This window comes from Pseudomonas sp. Irchel s3f10 (assembly GCF_900187515.1).
Taxonomy (GTDB): Bacteria; Pseudomonadota; Gammaproteobacteria; order Pseudomonadales; family Pseudomonadaceae; genus Aquipseudomonas; species Aquipseudomonas tensinigenes.
The window spans coordinates 14,395-29,184 of record NZ_FYDZ01000004.1 but is presented as its reverse complement, the minus strand read 5'-3'; the positions used below and the strand labels follow the sequence as shown (position 1 = coordinate 29,184).

At 60.4% G+C, this 14,790-nt stretch carries 19 protein-coding genes and 1 pseudogene; 5 read left to right on the top strand and 15 right to left on the bottom strand.

Features of this window, described 5'->3' with window-relative positions:
- Positions 1 to 4: 4 nt before the first annotated feature.
- The 3 genes and pseudogenes from CKW17_RS11545 to CKW17_RS11535 all read left to right on the top strand — a co-directional run.
- A pseudogene (locus tag CKW17_RS11545) lies at positions 5 to 172 on the top strand (LysR family transcriptional regulator); the annotation flags it as partial.
- A gap of 173 nt (positions 173 to 345) precedes the next feature.
- Positions 346 to 813, top strand: coding sequence for a helix-turn-helix domain-containing protein (locus tag CKW17_RS11540; RefSeq protein ID WP_095119921.1), 468 nt, complete (start codon positions 346 to 348; stop codon positions 811 to 813).
- A complete protein-coding gene (locus CKW17_RS11535) occupies positions 810 to 1,385 on the top strand; it encodes a PIN domain-containing protein (protein WP_081498761.1) in 576 nt (191 codons plus the stop codon). The genes CKW17_RS11540 and CKW17_RS11535 overlap by 4 nt, the downstream gene beginning before the upstream one ends.
- Positions 1,386 to 1,442: 57 nt before the next feature.
- Here CKW17_RS11535 and CKW17_RS11530 read toward each other — a convergent pair whose 3' ends face one another.
- From CKW17_RS11530 to ccmA, 10 genes are all read right to left on the bottom strand, one after another.
- Positions 1,443 to 1,847 (bottom strand): hypothetical protein, encoded by a 405-nt coding sequence (locus CKW17_RS11530; RefSeq protein ID WP_095119920.1) that lies wholly within the window; start codon positions 1,845 to 1,847, stop codon positions 1,443 to 1,445.
- Positions 1,848 to 1,872: 25 nt separating this feature from the next.
- Complete coding sequence (ccmI, locus tag CKW17_RS11525) at positions 1,873 to 3,075, bottom strand: c-type cytochrome biogenesis protein CcmI (protein WP_095119919.1); 1,203 nt, start codon at positions 3,073 to 3,075, stop codon at positions 1,873 to 1,875.
- Positions 3,072 to 3,542 (bottom strand): cytochrome c-type biogenesis protein, encoded by a 471-nt coding sequence (locus tag CKW17_RS11520; RefSeq protein ID WP_095119918.1) that lies wholly within the window; start codon positions 3,540 to 3,542, stop codon positions 3,072 to 3,074. Before CKW17_RS11520 ends, ccmI begins: the two co-directional genes overlap by 4 nt.
- Complete coding sequence (locus tag CKW17_RS11515) at positions 3,539 to 4,075, bottom strand: DsbE family thiol:disulfide interchange protein (protein ID WP_095119917.1); 537 nt, start codon at positions 4,073 to 4,075, stop codon at positions 3,539 to 3,541. The genes CKW17_RS11520 and CKW17_RS11515 overlap by 4 nt, the downstream gene beginning before the upstream one ends.
- A complete protein-coding gene (locus CKW17_RS11510) occupies positions 4,072 to 6,060 on the bottom strand; it encodes a heme lyase CcmF/NrfE family subunit (protein WP_095119916.1) in 1,989 nt (662 codons plus the stop codon). Before CKW17_RS11510 ends, CKW17_RS11515 begins: the two co-directional genes overlap by 4 nt.
- 3 nt (positions 6,061 to 6,063) lie before the next feature.
- Positions 6,064 to 6,519: a cytochrome c maturation protein CcmE gene (gene ccmE, locus CKW17_RS11505; protein WP_007919964.1), complete on the bottom strand. Its 456-nt coding sequence runs from the start codon at positions 6,517 to 6,519 to the stop codon at positions 6,064 to 6,066.
- Positions 6,516 to 6,692, bottom strand: coding sequence for a heme exporter protein CcmD (ccmD, locus tag CKW17_RS11500; RefSeq protein ID WP_003222944.1), 177 nt, complete (start codon positions 6,690 to 6,692; stop codon positions 6,516 to 6,518). The genes ccmE and ccmD overlap by 4 nt, the downstream gene beginning before the upstream one ends.
- Complete coding sequence (locus CKW17_RS11495) at positions 6,689 to 7,444, bottom strand: heme ABC transporter permease (protein WP_095119915.1); 756 nt, start codon at positions 7,442 to 7,444, stop codon at positions 6,689 to 6,691. Before CKW17_RS11495 ends, ccmD begins: the two co-directional genes overlap by 4 nt.
- Positions 7,445 to 7,522: 78 nt before the next feature.
- On the bottom strand, positions 7,523 to 8,191 hold the full coding sequence (gene ccmB / locus CKW17_RS11490) for a heme exporter protein CcmB (protein ID WP_008083427.1): 669 nt from the start codon (positions 8,189 to 8,191) through the stop codon (positions 7,523 to 7,525).
- On the bottom strand, positions 8,188 to 8,823 hold the full coding sequence (gene ccmA / locus CKW17_RS11485; protein WP_016987486.1) for a cytochrome c biogenesis heme-transporting ATPase CcmA: 636 nt from the start codon (positions 8,821 to 8,823) through the stop codon (positions 8,188 to 8,190). The genes ccmB and ccmA overlap by 4 nt, the downstream gene beginning before the upstream one ends.
- Positions 8,824 to 9,020: 197 nt before the next feature.
- Between ccmA and CKW17_RS11480 the strand changes: the two genes are divergently transcribed.
- Together CKW17_RS11480 and CKW17_RS11475 are read left to right on the top strand one after the other, a co-directional pair.
- Positions 9,021 to 10,595, top strand: a complete 1,575-nt coding sequence (locus CKW17_RS11480; RefSeq protein ID WP_095119914.1) for a flagellar hook-length control protein FliK — start codon at positions 9,021 to 9,023, stop codon at positions 10,593 to 10,595.
- The gene (locus CKW17_RS11475) at positions 10,592 to 10,921 is read left to right on the top strand and encodes an EscU/YscU/HrcU family type III secretion system export apparatus switch protein (protein WP_095119913.1); all 330 of its coding nucleotides are present in this window, start codon (positions 10,592 to 10,594) and stop codon (positions 10,919 to 10,921) included. Before CKW17_RS11480 ends, CKW17_RS11475 begins: the two co-directional genes overlap by 4 nt.
- A gap of 97 nt (positions 10,922 to 11,018) precedes the next feature.
- On the opposite strand, the gene CKW17_RS11470 is transcribed toward CKW17_RS11475, so the two are convergent.
- The 5 genes from CKW17_RS11470 to motD all read right to left on the bottom strand — a co-directional run bounded on the left by CKW17_RS11470 (position 11,019) and on the right by motD (position 14,781).
- Positions 11,019 to 11,411, bottom strand: coding sequence for a DUF2802 domain-containing protein (locus CKW17_RS11470; RefSeq protein WP_093103420.1), 393 nt, complete (start codon positions 11,409 to 11,411; stop codon positions 11,019 to 11,021).
- The gene (locus CKW17_RS11465) at positions 11,412 to 11,897 is read right to left on the bottom strand and encodes a chemotaxis protein CheW (protein ID WP_007919980.1); all 486 of its coding nucleotides are present in this window, start codon (positions 11,895 to 11,897) and stop codon (positions 11,412 to 11,414) included.
- Positions 11,898 to 11,987: 90 nt separating this feature from the next.
- Positions 11,988 to 12,953, bottom strand: coding sequence for a CheW domain-containing protein (locus tag CKW17_RS11460; protein ID WP_095119912.1), 966 nt, complete (start codon positions 12,951 to 12,953; stop codon positions 11,988 to 11,990).
- A 105-nt stretch (positions 12,954 to 13,058) separates the two neighbouring features.
- A complete protein-coding gene (locus tag CKW17_RS11455) occupies positions 13,059 to 13,847 on the bottom strand; it encodes a ParA family protein (RefSeq protein ID WP_008077691.1) in 789 nt (262 codons plus the stop codon).
- Between the two features lie 43 nt (positions 13,848 to 13,890).
- The gene (gene motD / locus CKW17_RS11450; protein ID WP_064390875.1) at positions 13,891 to 14,781 is read right to left on the bottom strand and encodes a flagellar motor protein MotD; all 891 of its coding nucleotides are present in this window, start codon (positions 14,779 to 14,781) and stop codon (positions 13,891 to 13,893) included.
- Positions 14,782 to 14,790 lie beyond the last annotated feature (9 nt).

The window sequence follows — 14,790 nt, the reverse complement described above, 5'->3', positions numbered from 1 at the left end:
ATTGATGGACCGCCTCGCCGCCATGGAAACCTTCGTCTGCATCGTCGAAACCGGCTCGTTTTCTGCCGCCGCCCGGCGCCTGAATACCGGTCAGTCCGCCGTCTCGAAAACCATCGCGCATCTGGAAAAACGCCTGGCCGTCAGCCTGCTCCTGCGCTCGACTCGCGGCCTTATGGGCGGTATTTCCGACGGGAAGAATGGCGAGCGCCAAGGCGCGGGCGTTTGTTGAGTTTGTGCAGGGGGATTCTGAACAGCGAGCATCAACACCAAGCGTTTCGTTTATTGCGATCTTCGTTTATTTCGAATAACGTTCCGACATTCCTTATTCAAAATGTCGGAAAAGTCATGTCGATCATTGTTCATCCCCCCATCAACCTCCCCGTAGAACGCGAGATCAAAGCAGCCATTGAAGGCCAACGCGCCCTGGCCGCTTACTTGGCAACTCAATTCGAAACCCAGCACATCCAGATCTTCGATGAGCAGAACGAAGCCCATCGTGTCGAGTTGCCCACCTCCGCGTTGCGCCTGCTAGCCGACATTCTCGCGGCGCTGGCAGAAGGTAACGCCGTTAAAGTCGTGCCAATACACGCCCAACTAACTACCCAGGAAGCAGCCGATCTGCTCAACGTCTCACGCCCGCACATGATTAAACTGCTGGAAAGTGGCGAGATTTCCTACCACAAAACCGGCAAGCACCGACGTGTGCGCTTTGCCGATCTGATGGATTATAAGACCCGGCGTGACAGCGCCAGCGAGCAGGCAATGATGCTTCTCGCAGAGCAGGCACAAGCGTTAAGGACAGGTTACGAGTGAGGCATTCCTCTTTCACTGCTGTATACGATGCATGTGTTTTGTACCCAGCACCATTGAGAGACTTTTTGATGTGGTTAGCCCTCTCAGGGCTATTCCGGGCACGATGGACCAAGGAGATTCACGGCGAATGGAAACGCAATCTGTTGAAGAACCGCACTGACCTGACAATCGAGCAATTGGATCGCACCTCGGAGCTGATGGATCAGGCGATTCCCGATGCCTGCGTCTACGACTATGAAAATTTGGTCAGTGGATTGTCATTGCCCGATCTGGATGACCGCCATGTTCTGGCAGCAGCGATTCGTTGCAATGCTGGCGTGATCGTGACGTTTAATTTGAAAGATTTTCCCGACAAATACCTCGCCCCTTTCGGTATTGAGGCGCAACACCCGGATGAGTTCGTCGAAAACCTGTTTCATCTGGATTCGGCAGCCGTTGTCGCAGCCGCGCAGCACCAACGCAAACAATTGAAAACACCCACGATGGACGTCGAATCGTTTCTGAGTTTGCTGCAACGTCAGGGGTTGAAGAAGTCGATTCAAGCGCTCGGCAGCTACCGCGCGATCCTGTGAAATCACCAACGCAATCGACAGACAAAAAAACGGCGATCCAAAGATCGCCGTTTTCATTTACTGCCCAAACTGCTTACCCAACCCCGGAGGCACGCCGTGGATGTTGGTGTCTTCCCACGGGCCGTTGGGGCTGACGGCGCGGCTCCAGCCGTTGTTCCAGCGGTAGTACGTGCGCTGGCGGTAGAAGGTGTTGGTCTGGTCGTCGAGGACGTAGACGCCGAGTTTCTGATCCCAGTGGCTATTGCCGCCCGGTGGTGGGGCGAAGCTGGCTGAGGTGCGCGGAACCGGTTTGGCCGGTTTTGCCGGGATGCTTTTACCTGGGGTCGGCGAAGTCGATGGGGTCGGGCTTGGCTGCGACGGTGGGATTGGCGGCAGATTGGTGGTCGGTTCCGGTCGTTGCACCGCACATGCACTCAAGCCCAGGGCCAGTGTGAGGACTGTGATTCGGGCGATGGTGTGCATGGCGGTGCTTTCCTGTTGTGTCCGGCTATTTGTCCGGGCTGTCGATGGTCAGTTTTTGTAGCGCAGTGGTGCTGCTGGCCAGAGGGCCGCTGCGACCGACCCACTCACCGGCCGTCGGTTGGCCGGCGCGGGAGATGCGCGCAACCAGTTGGACTTCAGGGAAGTTCGACAGTTTCAACTGCGGCATCATTGCGTCGGCATCGCCCAGTTCGACAGTAACCGGCAGATCGGCCACGGTCAGGCGTTTGGCGGCCAGCGGTGCCGGTGGACCGGAGGTGGCGCGGGCGAAAATGAACACGCTGTCACCCGGTTGCACTTTGCTTCTGAGTTCGCTGGAAAGATCGACGTTGACTTTCAACAGCGCGGCTTTCGCGGCTACCGGTGCCTCAGCGACTTTGCCACCGCTGGCTTCCAGACGTTCGGCGGCGCGTTTGATCCCGCCTTGCAGCGCGGCGCGGGAGTTGTCCTCCGGCGGCAATTGCGCCAGCAAGCGGTTCCAGTAATCGATGGCCTCCTGATAACGCTCGCCTTCAAACGCAGCGATGCCGAGCAGGCCGAGGCTGGTGACTTCTTTCGGATCCGCCTTCAGTGCTTCGTCAGTCAGCGCCTGAATCTTCGTCGACCACTTCTTGCCGTCAGCAAAATACTGCGCCTGCGCCCACTGGCCGAGCAGTTCCGGTTGGCGACCGGCCAGATTGGCGGCGCGTTCGAACATCTTCGCCGCGTCCGCCGGGCGCTCTTGCGCCATGTAAGTACGGCCGAGGAAATACAGGCCTTCCGCAGAATCCGGTTGCGCCGCGACGGCACGTTCCAGACGCTGGGTCATCTCTTCCATCGACTGCGGTGCCTGGGCGAATTCGCGGGTCAGTTCGACCTTGTCGGCAGCACCGAAATGCAGATACAGACCGAGACCCAACACAGGCACCAATACCGCCGCCAGCAACGGCAACGGTTTACCCAGTTTCGAGATACGCGGTGCGGCAACCCCTTCGGTATCCGCCAGCAACTCCCGCGCAGCCTCGGCACGACCGCTGTCCATTTGCGCCGCGTCGAGCACGCCTTCGGCCTGTTGCGATTGCAACTCGGCGACGCGCTCCTGATACAGCGCGACGTTCAGGGCAGTACGATCCTCTTCACGCTGGGCGCGACGCTCACGCAAAACCGGGATCAGCAGAAAACTCAGGGCGACCAGAAGCAACAGCCCTGCGGCAAGCCAGAAATCAATCATTCTTGGTTTTTATCCAACAGTTGGTCGAGGCGCTGACGTTCTTCGCTGGACAGCGCTTGCGGGATCTCGGCGCGCTGGCCGCGACGACGGCGGACAATCACCGCGATCACCACGACACCACCGAGCAGCAGCCCGGCCGGGCCGAACCACAGCAGTGCGGTCTTGGCATTGAGCGTCGGTTTGTAGCGGACGAAATCACCGTAGCGATCAACCATGAAATCGATGATCTGCTGGTTGTCCTTGCCCTCACCGAGCATGCGGAAAATCTCTTTGCGCAGGTCAGCGGCAATCGGTGCATTGGAGTCAGCGATGTCCTGGTTCTGGCACTTGGGGCAGCGCAGTTCCTTGGTCAGTTCACGGAAACGCTCGCGATCACCTTCTTTGGCGAACTCGTAAGTATCGATGGCCGCATGGGCCACACCGACCAGACTCAAGCCCAACACGGCAGCGGCTAAAAAGCGCTTCATGGCTTGGCCTCATCGACCAGCGCCTGATATTTCGCGGCGAGTTTTTCGCGCCAGACCTGCTCGTCGATCACGCCGACATACTTGTCGCGGATGATGCCCTTGGCGTCGATGAAAAAGGTTTCCGGCGCGCCGTAGACGCCGAGGTTCAGCCCCAGCGAGCCTTCGTCGTCGCGGATGTCCAGCGCATACGGATTGTGGAATTCGGCCAGCCATTTCAAGGCATCGGCGTTGGTGTCCTTGTAGTTGATGCCGTAGATCACCACACCGCGCTCGGCGAGTTTGTTCAGCACCGGATGCTCGACCCGGCAGGAAATGCACCAGGTGCCCCAGACGTTGACCAGTGCCGGTTTGCCGAGAATGTCAGCCTTGGTCAGGTTTTTGTCGCCCTGCACGTTGGGCAGGGAAAACTCCGGGAACGGCTTGTTGATCATCGCCGACGGCAGTTCCGCCGGATCAAGGTAAAGACCGCGATAAAGAAATACCGCCACCAGCAGGAAAATCGCCAGTGGCACCAGCATCAACCAACGTCTCATGCCGCCGCTCCCGTCATGCCCAGGGCTTCACGCACCTTGGCTTTCACCTTGACCCGATAACGTCGATCCAGCGCCGCCAGCAAGCCACCGAACCCGGTGAGCAAACCGCCGAACCAGATCCAGCGCACGAACGGTTTAACGTGCACCCGAACCGCCCACGCGCCGTTGTCCAGCGGTTCGCCGAGGGCAACGTAGAGGTCGCGGGTGAAACCGGCGTCGATCCCGGCTTCGGTCATCACCGAGTTCTGCACGGTGTACAGACGTTTTTCCGGGTGCAGCACGCTGATTTCCTTGCCGTCACGAATGACCCGAATCGTGCCTTTGTCCGACGTGAAGTTCGGCCCTTCGAAGTGCTTGGCGCCTTCGAAGACGAAGTGATAACCGGCCAGGTCCATCGACTCGCCCGGCGCCAGACGCAGATCGCGTTCGGCACTGTTCTGGCTCGACAACACCACACCCAACGCGCACACGGCGATGCCGAGGTGGGCGATCTGCATGCCCCAATAGCTACGGGTCAGGGTTGGCAAGCCTTTGATCAGACCTTTGTGGCGAGTCTTGTCGACGATGTCACGGACACCGGCGAGCAATACCCACGCGGCCAGCAGGAAGGTCGCGATCACCGCCCAGTTGAAATCGCCGTAAGCAACACCGGCCACCACGGCCAGCGCGACGCTGCCGAGCAGCACTGGCGTCAGCATGCTGGCCAGCCATTTCACCGGGGTGTCTTTCCAGCGGACGATCACACCGACCGCCATCACCATCATCAGCAGCGCCATCAACGGAATGAACAGTGCATTGAAGTACGGCGGGCCGACCGACATCTTCGCGCCGCTCAGGGCATCGAGAATCAGCGGATACAGCGTGCCGAGCAGGATCATCGACGCGGCCACCACCAGCACCAGGTTGTTGCCCAGCAGCAGGGTTTCCCGCGACCACAGGTTGAAACCGACCTGACTCTTGACCACTGGCGCGCGCAGGGCGAACAGGGTCAGCGAGCCGCCGACCACGAACAACAGGAAGATCAGGATGAACACGCCGCGCTCCGGATCGGAGGCAAACGCGTGCACCGAAGTCAGCACGCCGGAGCGCACCAGGAACGTACCGAGCAGGCTCAGCGAAAACGCGGCAATCGCCAGCAACACCGTCCAGCTCTTGAACACACCACGTTTTTCCGTGACCGCCAGCGAGTGGATCAGCGCGGTGCCGACCAGCCAAGGCATGAAGGAAGCGTTTTCCACCGGGTCCCAGAACCACCAGCCACCCCAGCCGAGCTCGTAATAAGCCCACCACGAACCGAGGGTGATGCCGATGCCGAGGAAGGCCCAGGCAACGATGGTCCATGGCCGCGACCAGCGCGCCCACGCGGCATCCAGTCGACCGCCCATCAACGCCGCGATGGCAAAGGCAAACGCCACCGAAAAACCGACGTAACCCATGTACAACATTGGCGGGTGCACGATCAGGCCGATGTCTTGCAACAACGGGTTCAAGTCGGCGCCATTGCTCGGCATCTGCGGCAGGATGCGTTTGAACGGGTTGGACGTGAGGATCAGGAACAGCAGGAAACCGGTGCTGATCATGCCCATCACCGCCAGAACGCGGGCGAGCATCACCTGCGGCAACTGCCGGGAGAACACCGACACGGCGAAGGTCCAGCCACCGAGAATCAGCGCCCACAGCAGCAACGACCCTTCGTGGGCGCCCCACACCGCGCTGAATTTGTAATACCACGGCAACGCGGTATTGGAGTTGTTCGCCACATACGCGACGGAAAAGTCATCGGTCATGAACGCGTAAGTCAGAATGCCGAACGCGAACAGCAGAAACGCAAACTGCCCCCACGCCGATGGCTGGGCCAGACTCATCCAGAAACGGTCGCCGCGCCAGGCACCGACCAACGGCACCACGGCCTGCACCAGCGCAAAACACAGCGCCAGAATCATCGCCAGATGACCGAGCTCAGGAATAAAAATTGCCGAGGTCATCGATCAACCCTCCTTCGCAGGCGTTGGGGCGGATTGACCACTGTCTTTCAAGGCTTTGGTCACTTCCGGCGGCATGTACTTCTCGTCGTGCTTGGCCAGCACTTCATCGGCCACCACCACGCCGTCGGCATTAAGCTTGCCGAGGGCGACGATGCCCTGCCCTTCGCGGAACAGATCCGGGAGGATCCCGCGATAGGCGATGGTCACGGACTTGTTGAAGTCGGTAACGACGAATTTGACGTCCAGCGAATCCTTCGAGCGCTGCAGCGAACCGGCTTCAACCATGCCTCCGGCACGGATGCGCGTATCTTGCGGCGCTTCGCCGTTGGCGATCTGCGTCGGGGTGTAGAACAGATTGATGTTCTGCTGCAGGGCGCTGAGGGCCAGGCCGACGGCAGCGCCGACCCCGACCAGAATGGCCAGAATGATGATCAGACGTTTCTTGCGCAGCGGATTCACTTGCCGTTCTCCCGGCGCAGACGACGCGCCTCTTGTTGCAGATAGCGCTTGCGGGCCGCGATCGGCGCCACCACGTTGAGGATCAGCACCGCCAGACAGATGCCGTAAGCCGACCAGACATACAGGCCATGATGGCCCATGGCGAGGAAGTCGCCGAATGAAGCAAAACTCATCGAGCGGCCTCCAGACTGTGCTGCACTTCTTCTTTCACCCAACTGGCGCGGGCTTCGCGCTTGAGCACTTCAAGGCGCATGCGCAGCAACAGCACGGCGCCAAAGAAACAGTAGAAACCCAGCACCGTCAGCAGCAGTGGCAGCCACATTTCCACCGGCATCGCCGGTTTTTCCGTGAGGGTGAATGTCGCGCCCTGGTGCAGGGTGTTCCACCACTCCACCGAGTATTTGATGATCGGGATGTTGATCACACCAACGATGGCCAGCACCGCGCAGGCCTTGGCGGCGCTGTCGCGGTTGCTGATGGCATTGCCCAGCGCGATCACGCCGAAATACAGGAACAGCAGAATCAGCATCGAGGTCAGGCGCGCGTCCCAGACCCACCACGAGCCCCACGTCGGTTTGCCCCAGATCGCCCCGGTGACCAGTGCCACGGCGGTCATCCACGCGCCGATCGGTGCGGCACATTGCAGAGCGACGTCGGCCAGTTTCATCTTCCACACCAGCCCGACCACACCGCACACCGCCAACATCACGTAGATCGACTGTGCGAGCATCGCGGCAGGTACGTGAATATAGATGATGCGAAAGCTGTTGCCTTGCTGATAGTCCGGCGGCGCGAAGGCCAGGCCCCAAACGACACCGACGCCAATCAGCAGCAATGCTGCAATGCTCAACCACGGCAGAAACTTGCTGCTGATGCCGTAGAACCACTTGGGCGAGCCGAGCTTGTGAAACCAGGTCCAGTTCATACTGTTTCCATCACGGGTGCCGCTCATCGGTGTGAGCAGTCTCAGGGTCTTTGCTGGTTAAATTTTAACCAGACCTCATTATTCGCCGACGCTGATCTTCAGGCCAGCAGCTATTGCAAACGGTGTCAGGGTGATCGCCAGGGCGGTCAGGCTACCCAGCCACAGCAGATACCCGGTCGCCGGCATGCCTTGCAAGGCGGCCTGCAAGGCGCCACTGCCAAGGATCAACACCGGGATGTACAACGGCAGAATCAGCAGCGCCAGCAACAGACCGCCACGTTTCAAACCGACCGTCAGTGCCGCGCCCACCGCGCCGAGCAAGCTCAGCACCGGTGTTCCCAGCAGCAACGAAAACAGCAAAACCGGCAGGCAGGCGGCAGGCAAACCGAGCATCAACGCCAGCAGCGGTGAGAGCAGAACCAGTGCCAGACCGGAGAAAAGCCAGTGTGCCAGCACCTTGGCCAAGACCAGAAGTGGCAGCGGGTGCGACGAAAGGACCCACTGTTCCAGGGATCCGTCTTCGAAATCACTGCGGAACAGCCCGTCCAGCGAGAGCAGGACCGACAACAGCGCCGCCACCCAGACTAACCCGGGGGACAGGTTTTGCAACACTTGAGTTTCCGGGCCGACGGCCAGCGGGAACAACGCGATGACGATGGCGAAGAAAATCAGCGGATTGGCCAGCTCCGCCGGGCGGCGAAACAGCAGTCGGGATTCACGGGCAACCAGCAGGCCAAACACACTCATACTGCCCAATTCCCCAGATCGATGTCGCGATAACCGGCCGGCATCCGGCTCAACGTGTGGTGCGTGGTCAACACCACCAGACCGCCACGCTCGCAGTGCCCGGCCAAGTGTTCTTCGAGCTGCGCTACGCCCTGCTTGTCCAGCGCGGTGAATGGCTCATCGAGAATCCACAGCGGCGGGCTGTCGAGATACAAGCGCGCCAGCGCCACGCGACGTTGTTGACCGGCGGACAGGCTGTGGCAGGGAACATCTTCGAAACCGCGCAATCCTACTGCTGCCAGCGCTTGCCAGATGGCCTCGCGTTCGGCGGGATGATGCAAGGCGCAAAGCCAGGAGAGGTTTTCTTCCGGGGTCAGCAAATCCTTGATCCCGGCGGCGTGGCCGATCCATAGCAGGTTACGTGCTAGTTCGCTGCGTTGTTCGGTCAGCGGCTGGCCATTGAGCAGGACTTGTCCGGCGGTCGGCTGCATCAGCCCTGAAAGCAGGCGCAAAAGGCTGGTCTTGCCGCTGCCATTGGGTCCGCTGATCTGCACCATATCGCCACTGGCGAGTCTCAATTCGAGATTTTCGAAGAGCAGCCGCAGATCACGTTCACACGCGAGGGCAACGGTTTGCAGGACAGGACTGGTCAAGGGATCACGGGCCTTATACGGTTCAAGTCGGCTCTGGCGCGGCCGTTAAAGAGATGCAGCATAGATGCATTGACGGCTCGATCTAGAGAGCTGGGTCAAACAATTGCTATGTTTTTTATTCGAAGCGCAAGACGGGCGGCATTATACATGTCGTGCCTTACTCTCAAGAGTGCATTTTCCTCAGGTTGTGTCCGCGTATGACAGGCGAAATGAACATCCTCCCGCTCCCGCCCACCACCCCGGCGACCGTTCGCCCGCAGGTCGGTGAGCTGCTCAAGCTGCTGACCCCGGTTGAAGGCCTGATCGGCGCCGGGCAAAGCGCCAAAGCCGAGGTGTTGTCGCTCAAGCAGGCGGATCAGACCTTTCAGTTATTGCTTAAGGTGACCGTCGACGGCGGACGCCAGACCACCGTGCAGGCGACCAGCAATCTGCCGCTGCCGCAAGGCACCAGTCTGGCGATCACCCAGCCCTCGGCGGGCAACCTGGCGATTACCGTGCAGCAAGCGATTGCCAGCAGCGTCGCCGCCCTCACCCGCATCGATACTGCGCAATTGCCTGTCGGCACGCTGCTGCAAGGCAAGGTGCTGACCTCGCAGGCGCTGCCGCAGACGCCGGGGCAAGCCGCGGTGTTCCGTTCGATGGTCACTCTGCTCAATACCGCGCAGACCGGCAGCACACTGACCATCGACAGTCCACAGCCGCTGCGTATCGGCACTTTGCTGTCGGCGTTGGTCGAAGACGCACAAACCCTGAAATTCCTGCCAATGAGCAGCCGTCAGGAACAATTGGCCGTGAGTCAGCAACTGCTCGGCCAGCAAAGTCGTCAGGCATCCCTGACGGGGTTACTGAACGCGTTGCAAAATCTGCCGAGGGATAGCGATCAGACATCGCAGGATTTGCGCGCGGTGGTCGACAAACTCCTTGTCAGCCTGCCGGACGTGCAACAACTGAGCACCGCCAAAGGCGTGGCGCTGGCGCTGGCCAACAGCGGCGCGTTCCTCGAAGCCAAACTGTTGACCGGGCAGAACCCGACGCTGGCCCCGGACATGAAAGCCGATCTGCTCAAGCTGATCGCGCAGCTGACCCCGGGCCTGCCGAGCAGCACCAGTTTCAACGCGATCATCGCCGCCAACACCCTGGCGCAAGCGCTGCCGAGTTTCGTCCGCAACGCCCTCGGCATGCTCGGCCAGGTCAGCGCCAAACCGGTACCGAGCAGCTTCCCGCTGCCCGAGCGTTTGCTGCAAAGTCTGGACGGCGAAGGCGATCTGGAACAGTTGTTGCGCCTCGCCGCCGCTGCAGTATCGCGCCTGCAGAGCCATCAACTGTCGAGCCTGGAACAAACCGGTGTCACCGACGACGGCCGTCTGCTCAGCACCTGGCAACTGGAAATCCCCATGCGCAACCTGCAAGACATCGTGCCGTTGCAGGTCAAGTTCCAGCGTGAAGAAGCACCAGAGCGAGAACCGCAGCCGAACGAACGTCGCGATGAGCGCGAGCCCAAGCAACAACTGTGGCGCGTCGATCTGGCGTTTGACATGGAGCCGCTCGGGCCGATGCAGATTCAGGCGCAACTGATCGCCGGCAGCCTGTCCAGCCAACTGTGGGCCGAACGGCCGTACACCGCCGATCTGATCGGCAACAACCTGTTCGCCCTGCGTCAGCGCCTGCTCGATCGCGGACTCAACGTTGGCGACATCGACTGCCATCTCGGCACCCCGCCGCAAGGCAATCAAACCCGTCTTGAACACCGCTGGGTCGACGAAACCGCATGAACGATTCCACTGCCCCACGCCAGGCCATCGCCCTCAAGTACGACGGCAACCACGCCCCGACCCTCACCGCCAAAGGTGATGACGAACTGGCCGAAGAAATCCTGCGCATCGCTCGCGATTGCGAAGTGCCGATCTATGAGAATGCTGAATTGGTGCGCTTGCTGGCGAGGATGGAACTGGGCGACAGCATTCCCGAAGAGCTGTACCGGACGATCGCCGAGATCATCGCGTTTGCGTGGAATCTGAAGGGGAAATTCCCCGAGGGGCAGGATCCGGATGCGCCGATGGTCGAGAAAGATGTGACCCTGCGCGGCGATGATTATTAAGCCTTAAAAGCAAAAGATCGCAGCCTTCGGCAGCTCCTACATTGGAATGCGTTTCCCTGTAGGAGCTGCCGAAGGCTGCGATCTTTTGATCTTGCTTCTAGTTCTTGTGCAACTTGCGCATCAACTCCGCCTCAGCCTGGGTCAACCCGCAGGACTGAGTCAGTTCATCGACGCTTGCGCCCATCCCCACCAGTTTCGCCGCTTGGGCGAATGACAGGCTCGACGGGTCGCGTTGTTCAAGCGCGACAATCTTGTCCGGCAACGGACTCACCACCGCCCGCAACTCATGCAGAGCTTCGCCCATGCGCACGTTGCCGTTCTGGTAATCGTCGACACGCTTGGCCAGGTCCTTGATGCGCTGATCACGCAGCGCATCGCCCTGAGCCTGTTGCGCAGCGATTACCCGCTGCGCCTTGATGTACGACACAAACATTGCCAGCGTGCCTGCCCAGAAGAGGAACAGGACAATGACCGCAACCTCGAGAATCAATCAGATATTCTCCAGGTCCGACCATTCTTCTTCGCTCATCATCTTGTCCAGCTCGACCAGGATCAGCAACTCGTTGTTCTTGTTGCACACGCCCTGGATGAACTTGGCCGACTCTTCGTTGCCGACGTTCGGCGCCGTCTCGATTTCCGACTGACGCAGGTAAACAACTTCGGCCACGCTGTCGACCATGATGCCGACGACTTGCTTGTCGGCTTCGATGATGACGATACGGGTGTTGTCGCTGATCTCGCCGCTGTTCAGGCCGAAGCGCTGACGGGTGTCGATCACGGTCACCACGTTACCACGCAGGTTGATGATGCCCAGCACGTAGCTCGGCGCGCCCGGCACCGGAGCGATCTCGGTGTAGCGCAGCACTTCCTGCACGCGCATCACGTTGATGCCGTAGGTTTCGTTATCCAGTTTGAAGGTCACCCATTGCAGGATCGGATCTTCAGAACCTTTTGCATTCGTCGCCTGACTACTCATACCCTGACCCCTCGAAAAAACCGCTCTGAGCGGTGTGTGTTCTGTGTGGCGGCATTCAACAATGCCGTCGCCTGATTGTTATGTCGGCTGCTATGTCGGTTTATGTAGCGGCTTGTGGCCGCCGAAGTGCTTTGCCCCACCGCTGGCGATCAACTCGGCCAGTGCGGAAACGTCAAGCAATGCACACATGTGCTCAATCACGGTGCCGGCGAGCCATGGCCGCTGACCCCGGTGACTTCTCCATTTGATTTCATTCGGGTCCAGACGCAACGAGCGGCTGACCTGATGCACCGCCAGCCCCCACTCGTAACCTTGTACCGAAATCACGTACTGCAAGCCCTGACGGAAGTCATCGCGATAGCGATCCGGCATGACCCAGCGCGCGGTATCCAACACTTTCAGATTGCCGGCCTGACTCGGCAGAATCCCGAGGAACCATTCCGGCTGACCGAACAACGGCGTCAGCTCGTGGCCGGCCAGCGAATAGATCGAGCCAAGGCACACCAGCGGCACGGCCAAGGTCAGTCCGGCAACGTCGAACAGCAGGCATTCGAAGGCTTCAGAGGCCCACGCCGGGCGACCATCGGTTTCCACCGGTGGCGGCGTGTTGTTCGGCGGCAGATGCACTTCCACCAGCGGCGGCACCAGCGTCTGCTCGACGGGTGCGGGTGCAACCGGAGCAGGTGCTGGAGCCGGTTCGACCACGGCCGGTTCCGGTGCGGTTTTCAGCAGTTGGGTTTGCAGCAGCGGTGCCAGTGTCGACACCGATGCCCGAACCGGCTCGGCCTCGTCGATCAATGCCAGCGGTGCCTTGGCGGCCGGTGCGGCGGCAGGCGCAACAACTGGGGCGACAGGCTTGGCAGCCTTCTGCGCATCACGCGCCTGCTCTTCCAGTACCGCTGCCTGGAACTCGTCCAGCGCCTCGCTGCTTTCCACAACTTCAGGCTGCGCCTCAATGACCGGCGGCAGCTCCTCAGGAATGTCCTGCAGCAGATTATCCAGATAAGACTGCAGCGCCAATTGCGGACGCGATGTGAGCTTGACTGGGCGGTTCATCGGTCAACAGCGCCGGACAGGGAAACCGCGTCGCCTGCTTCGCGAGCAGGCTCGCTCCCACAGGATTTGTGCAAGTCAGGCATGCGTGATCGGGACAGGTTCATCTCAAGCCACCTGCGGAACAAGTTGTTGCGCCAACAGATGCTTGAGCAGCGCGCGGTAGGCCAGCACGCCACGGCTCTTGCCGTCGAATTGCGAAGGCGTGACACCGGCTCGGCTGGCGTCGCGCAGGCGGGTATCGACCGGGATATAACCCTGCCAGATCTCGTCGGGAAATTTGTCGCGCAGCACGCGCAAGGTATGCATCGATGCCTGGGTACGGCGATCGAACAGGGTCGGCACGATGCTGAACGGCAGCGCCTGTTTGCGCGAGCGGTTGATCATCGCCAGGGTGTTGACCATGCGCTCCAGACCTTTGACGGCCAAGTGCTCGGTCTGCACCGGGATTACCAGTTGCTGGCTCGCCGCGAGGGCGTTGACCATCAGCACGCCGAGCAACGGCGGGCTGTCGATCACCGCGTAATCGAAATCCTGCCACAGCTGCGCCAGACTCTTGGCGATCACCAGACCGAGGCCACTCTGCCCCGGCGACTGACGCTCAAGGGTCGCGAGTGCGGTGCTCGATGGCAGCAGGGAAATGCGTTCGTCGCTGGTCGACAACAGCAACTGCCCCGGCAGGCCTTGCGGCACGCTGCCCTTGTGCAGAAACAGGTCGTAGTTGCTGTGCTCCAGGCTGTCGGGGTCGTAGCCGAAATAGCTGGTCATCGAGCCGTGCGGGTCGAGATCGACCACAACCACGCGCTTGCCCGCCTCGGCCAGCAATCCGGCTAAAGCGATGGAAGATGTGGTTTTACCGACACCACCCTTTTGATTGGCGACTGCCCAGACTCTCATTCAGTTCGTTCCTCCCGGCCGATATGCTCGACCGAGACATAGCTCAGCGTGTTAATGCGGGTGACGGAGAATTGACGGCACTCTCGCGTCCCGGCGTCTTGACCGGGGTCGGTGCAGTTTGTGTGCCAGCACGCTTCAACGCAGCGTCCGGTTGCGCATTGGCGGTTCCGGTGCCCGTGAGACTGCGACGTACATCGAGATTTCGCGAGACCACCAGAACCACCCGGCGGTTTTTCCCCCGGCCTTCAGCGGTAGCGTTGTTGGCCACCGGTTGAAACTCGCCGTAACCCACCGATGCCAATCGGCCAGGGTTCACGCCCTGCATCGCCAGCATGCGCACGATGCTTGCCGAACGCGCCGAGGACAGCTCCCAGTTGGTCGGGTACTGCGCGGTGCGGATCGGTTGATCGTCGGTGAAGCCTTCGACGTGAATCGGGTTGTCGAACGGTTTCAGAATCGCTGCAACCTTGTCGATGATGTTGAAGGCAATGTCGCTCGGCATGGCGTCGCCGCTGCCGAACAGCAGGCTGGAGTTGAGTTCGATCTCGACCCACAACTCGTTGCCGCGCACGGTCATCTGATTCGAGCTGATCAAGTCGCCGAACGCAGCGCTGATGTCATCGGCGATGCTTTTCAGCGGATCGCTGGCGCCGGCGATACCGGCGTCGATCTGCTCGGCGTCCTTGACCAGCGGCTTGGCCGGGGTCACGGTTTTCGGTCGCTCGTCGCCGATCTGGATCGGTTTGAGCGCGCGGTCGGAGTCCTTGAAGACCCCGACCAGCGCTTCGGAAATTTCCTTGTACTTGCCTTCGTTGATCGACGAAATCGAGTACATGACCACGAAGAACGCGAACAGCAACGTGATGAAGTCAGCGTAGGAAACCAGCCAGCGTTCGTGGTTTACATGCTCTTCCTGGTGGCGACGACGTGCCATGAGGTTATT

Excerpts from the sequence above, each read along its gene's own strand:
- CKW17_RS11515 (WP_095119917.1), bottom strand. The coding sequence starts at position 4,075 with ATGAGACGTTGGTTGATGCTGGTGCCACTGGCGATTTTCCTGCTGGTG.
- CKW17_RS11520 (WP_095119918.1), bottom strand. The coding sequence starts at position 3,542 with ATGAAGCGCTTTTTAGCCGCTGCCGTGTTGGGCTTGAGTCTGGTCGGT.
- CKW17_RS11510 (WP_095119916.1), bottom strand. The coding sequence starts at position 6,060 with ATGACCTCGGCAATTTTTATTCCTGAGCTCGGTCATCTGGCGATGATT.
- ccmB (WP_008083427.1), bottom strand. The coding sequence starts at position 8,191 with ATGAGTGTGTTTGGCCTGCTGGTTGCCCGTGAATCCCGACTGCTGTTT.
- CKW17_RS11465 (WP_007919980.1), bottom strand. The coding sequence starts at position 11,897 with ATGAGTAGTCAGGCGACGAATGCAAAAGGTTCTGAAGATCCGATCCTG.
- CKW17_RS11495 (WP_095119915.1), bottom strand. The coding sequence starts at position 7,444 with ATGAACTGGACCTGGTTTCACAAGCTCGGCTCGCCCAAGTGGTTCTAC.
- motD (WP_064390875.1), bottom strand. The coding sequence starts at position 14,781 with ATGGCACGTCGTCGCCACCAGGAAGAGCATGTAAACCACGAACGCTGG.
- CKW17_RS11530 (WP_095119920.1), bottom strand. The coding sequence starts at position 1,847 with ATGCACACCATCGCCCGAATCACAGTCCTCACACTGGCCCTGGGCTTG.
- CKW17_RS11455 (WP_008077691.1), bottom strand. The coding sequence starts at position 13,847 with ATGAGAGTCTGGGCAGTCGCCAATCAAAAGGGTGGTGTCGGTAAAACC.
- CKW17_RS11480 (WP_095119914.1), top strand. The coding sequence starts at position 9,021 with ATGACAGGCGAAATGAACATCCTCCCGCTCCCGCCCACCACCCCGGCG.
- CKW17_RS11475 (WP_095119913.1), top strand. The coding sequence starts at position 10,592 with ATGAACGATTCCACTGCCCCACGCCAGGCCATCGCCCTCAAGTACGAC.
- CKW17_RS11460 (WP_095119912.1), bottom strand. The coding sequence starts at position 12,953 with ATGAACCGCCCAGTCAAGCTCACATCGCGTCCGCAATTGGCGCTGCAG.
- ccmI (WP_095119919.1), bottom strand. The coding sequence starts at position 3,075 with ATGATTGATTTCTGGCTTGCCGCAGGGCTGTTGCTTCTGGTCGCCCTG.
- ccmD (WP_003222944.1), bottom strand. The coding sequence starts at position 6,692 with ATGAGTTTTGCTTCATTCGGCGACTTCCTCGCCATGGGCCATCATGGC.
- CKW17_RS11540 (WP_095119921.1), top strand. The coding sequence starts at position 346 with ATGTCGATCATTGTTCATCCCCCCATCAACCTCCCCGTAGAACGCGAG.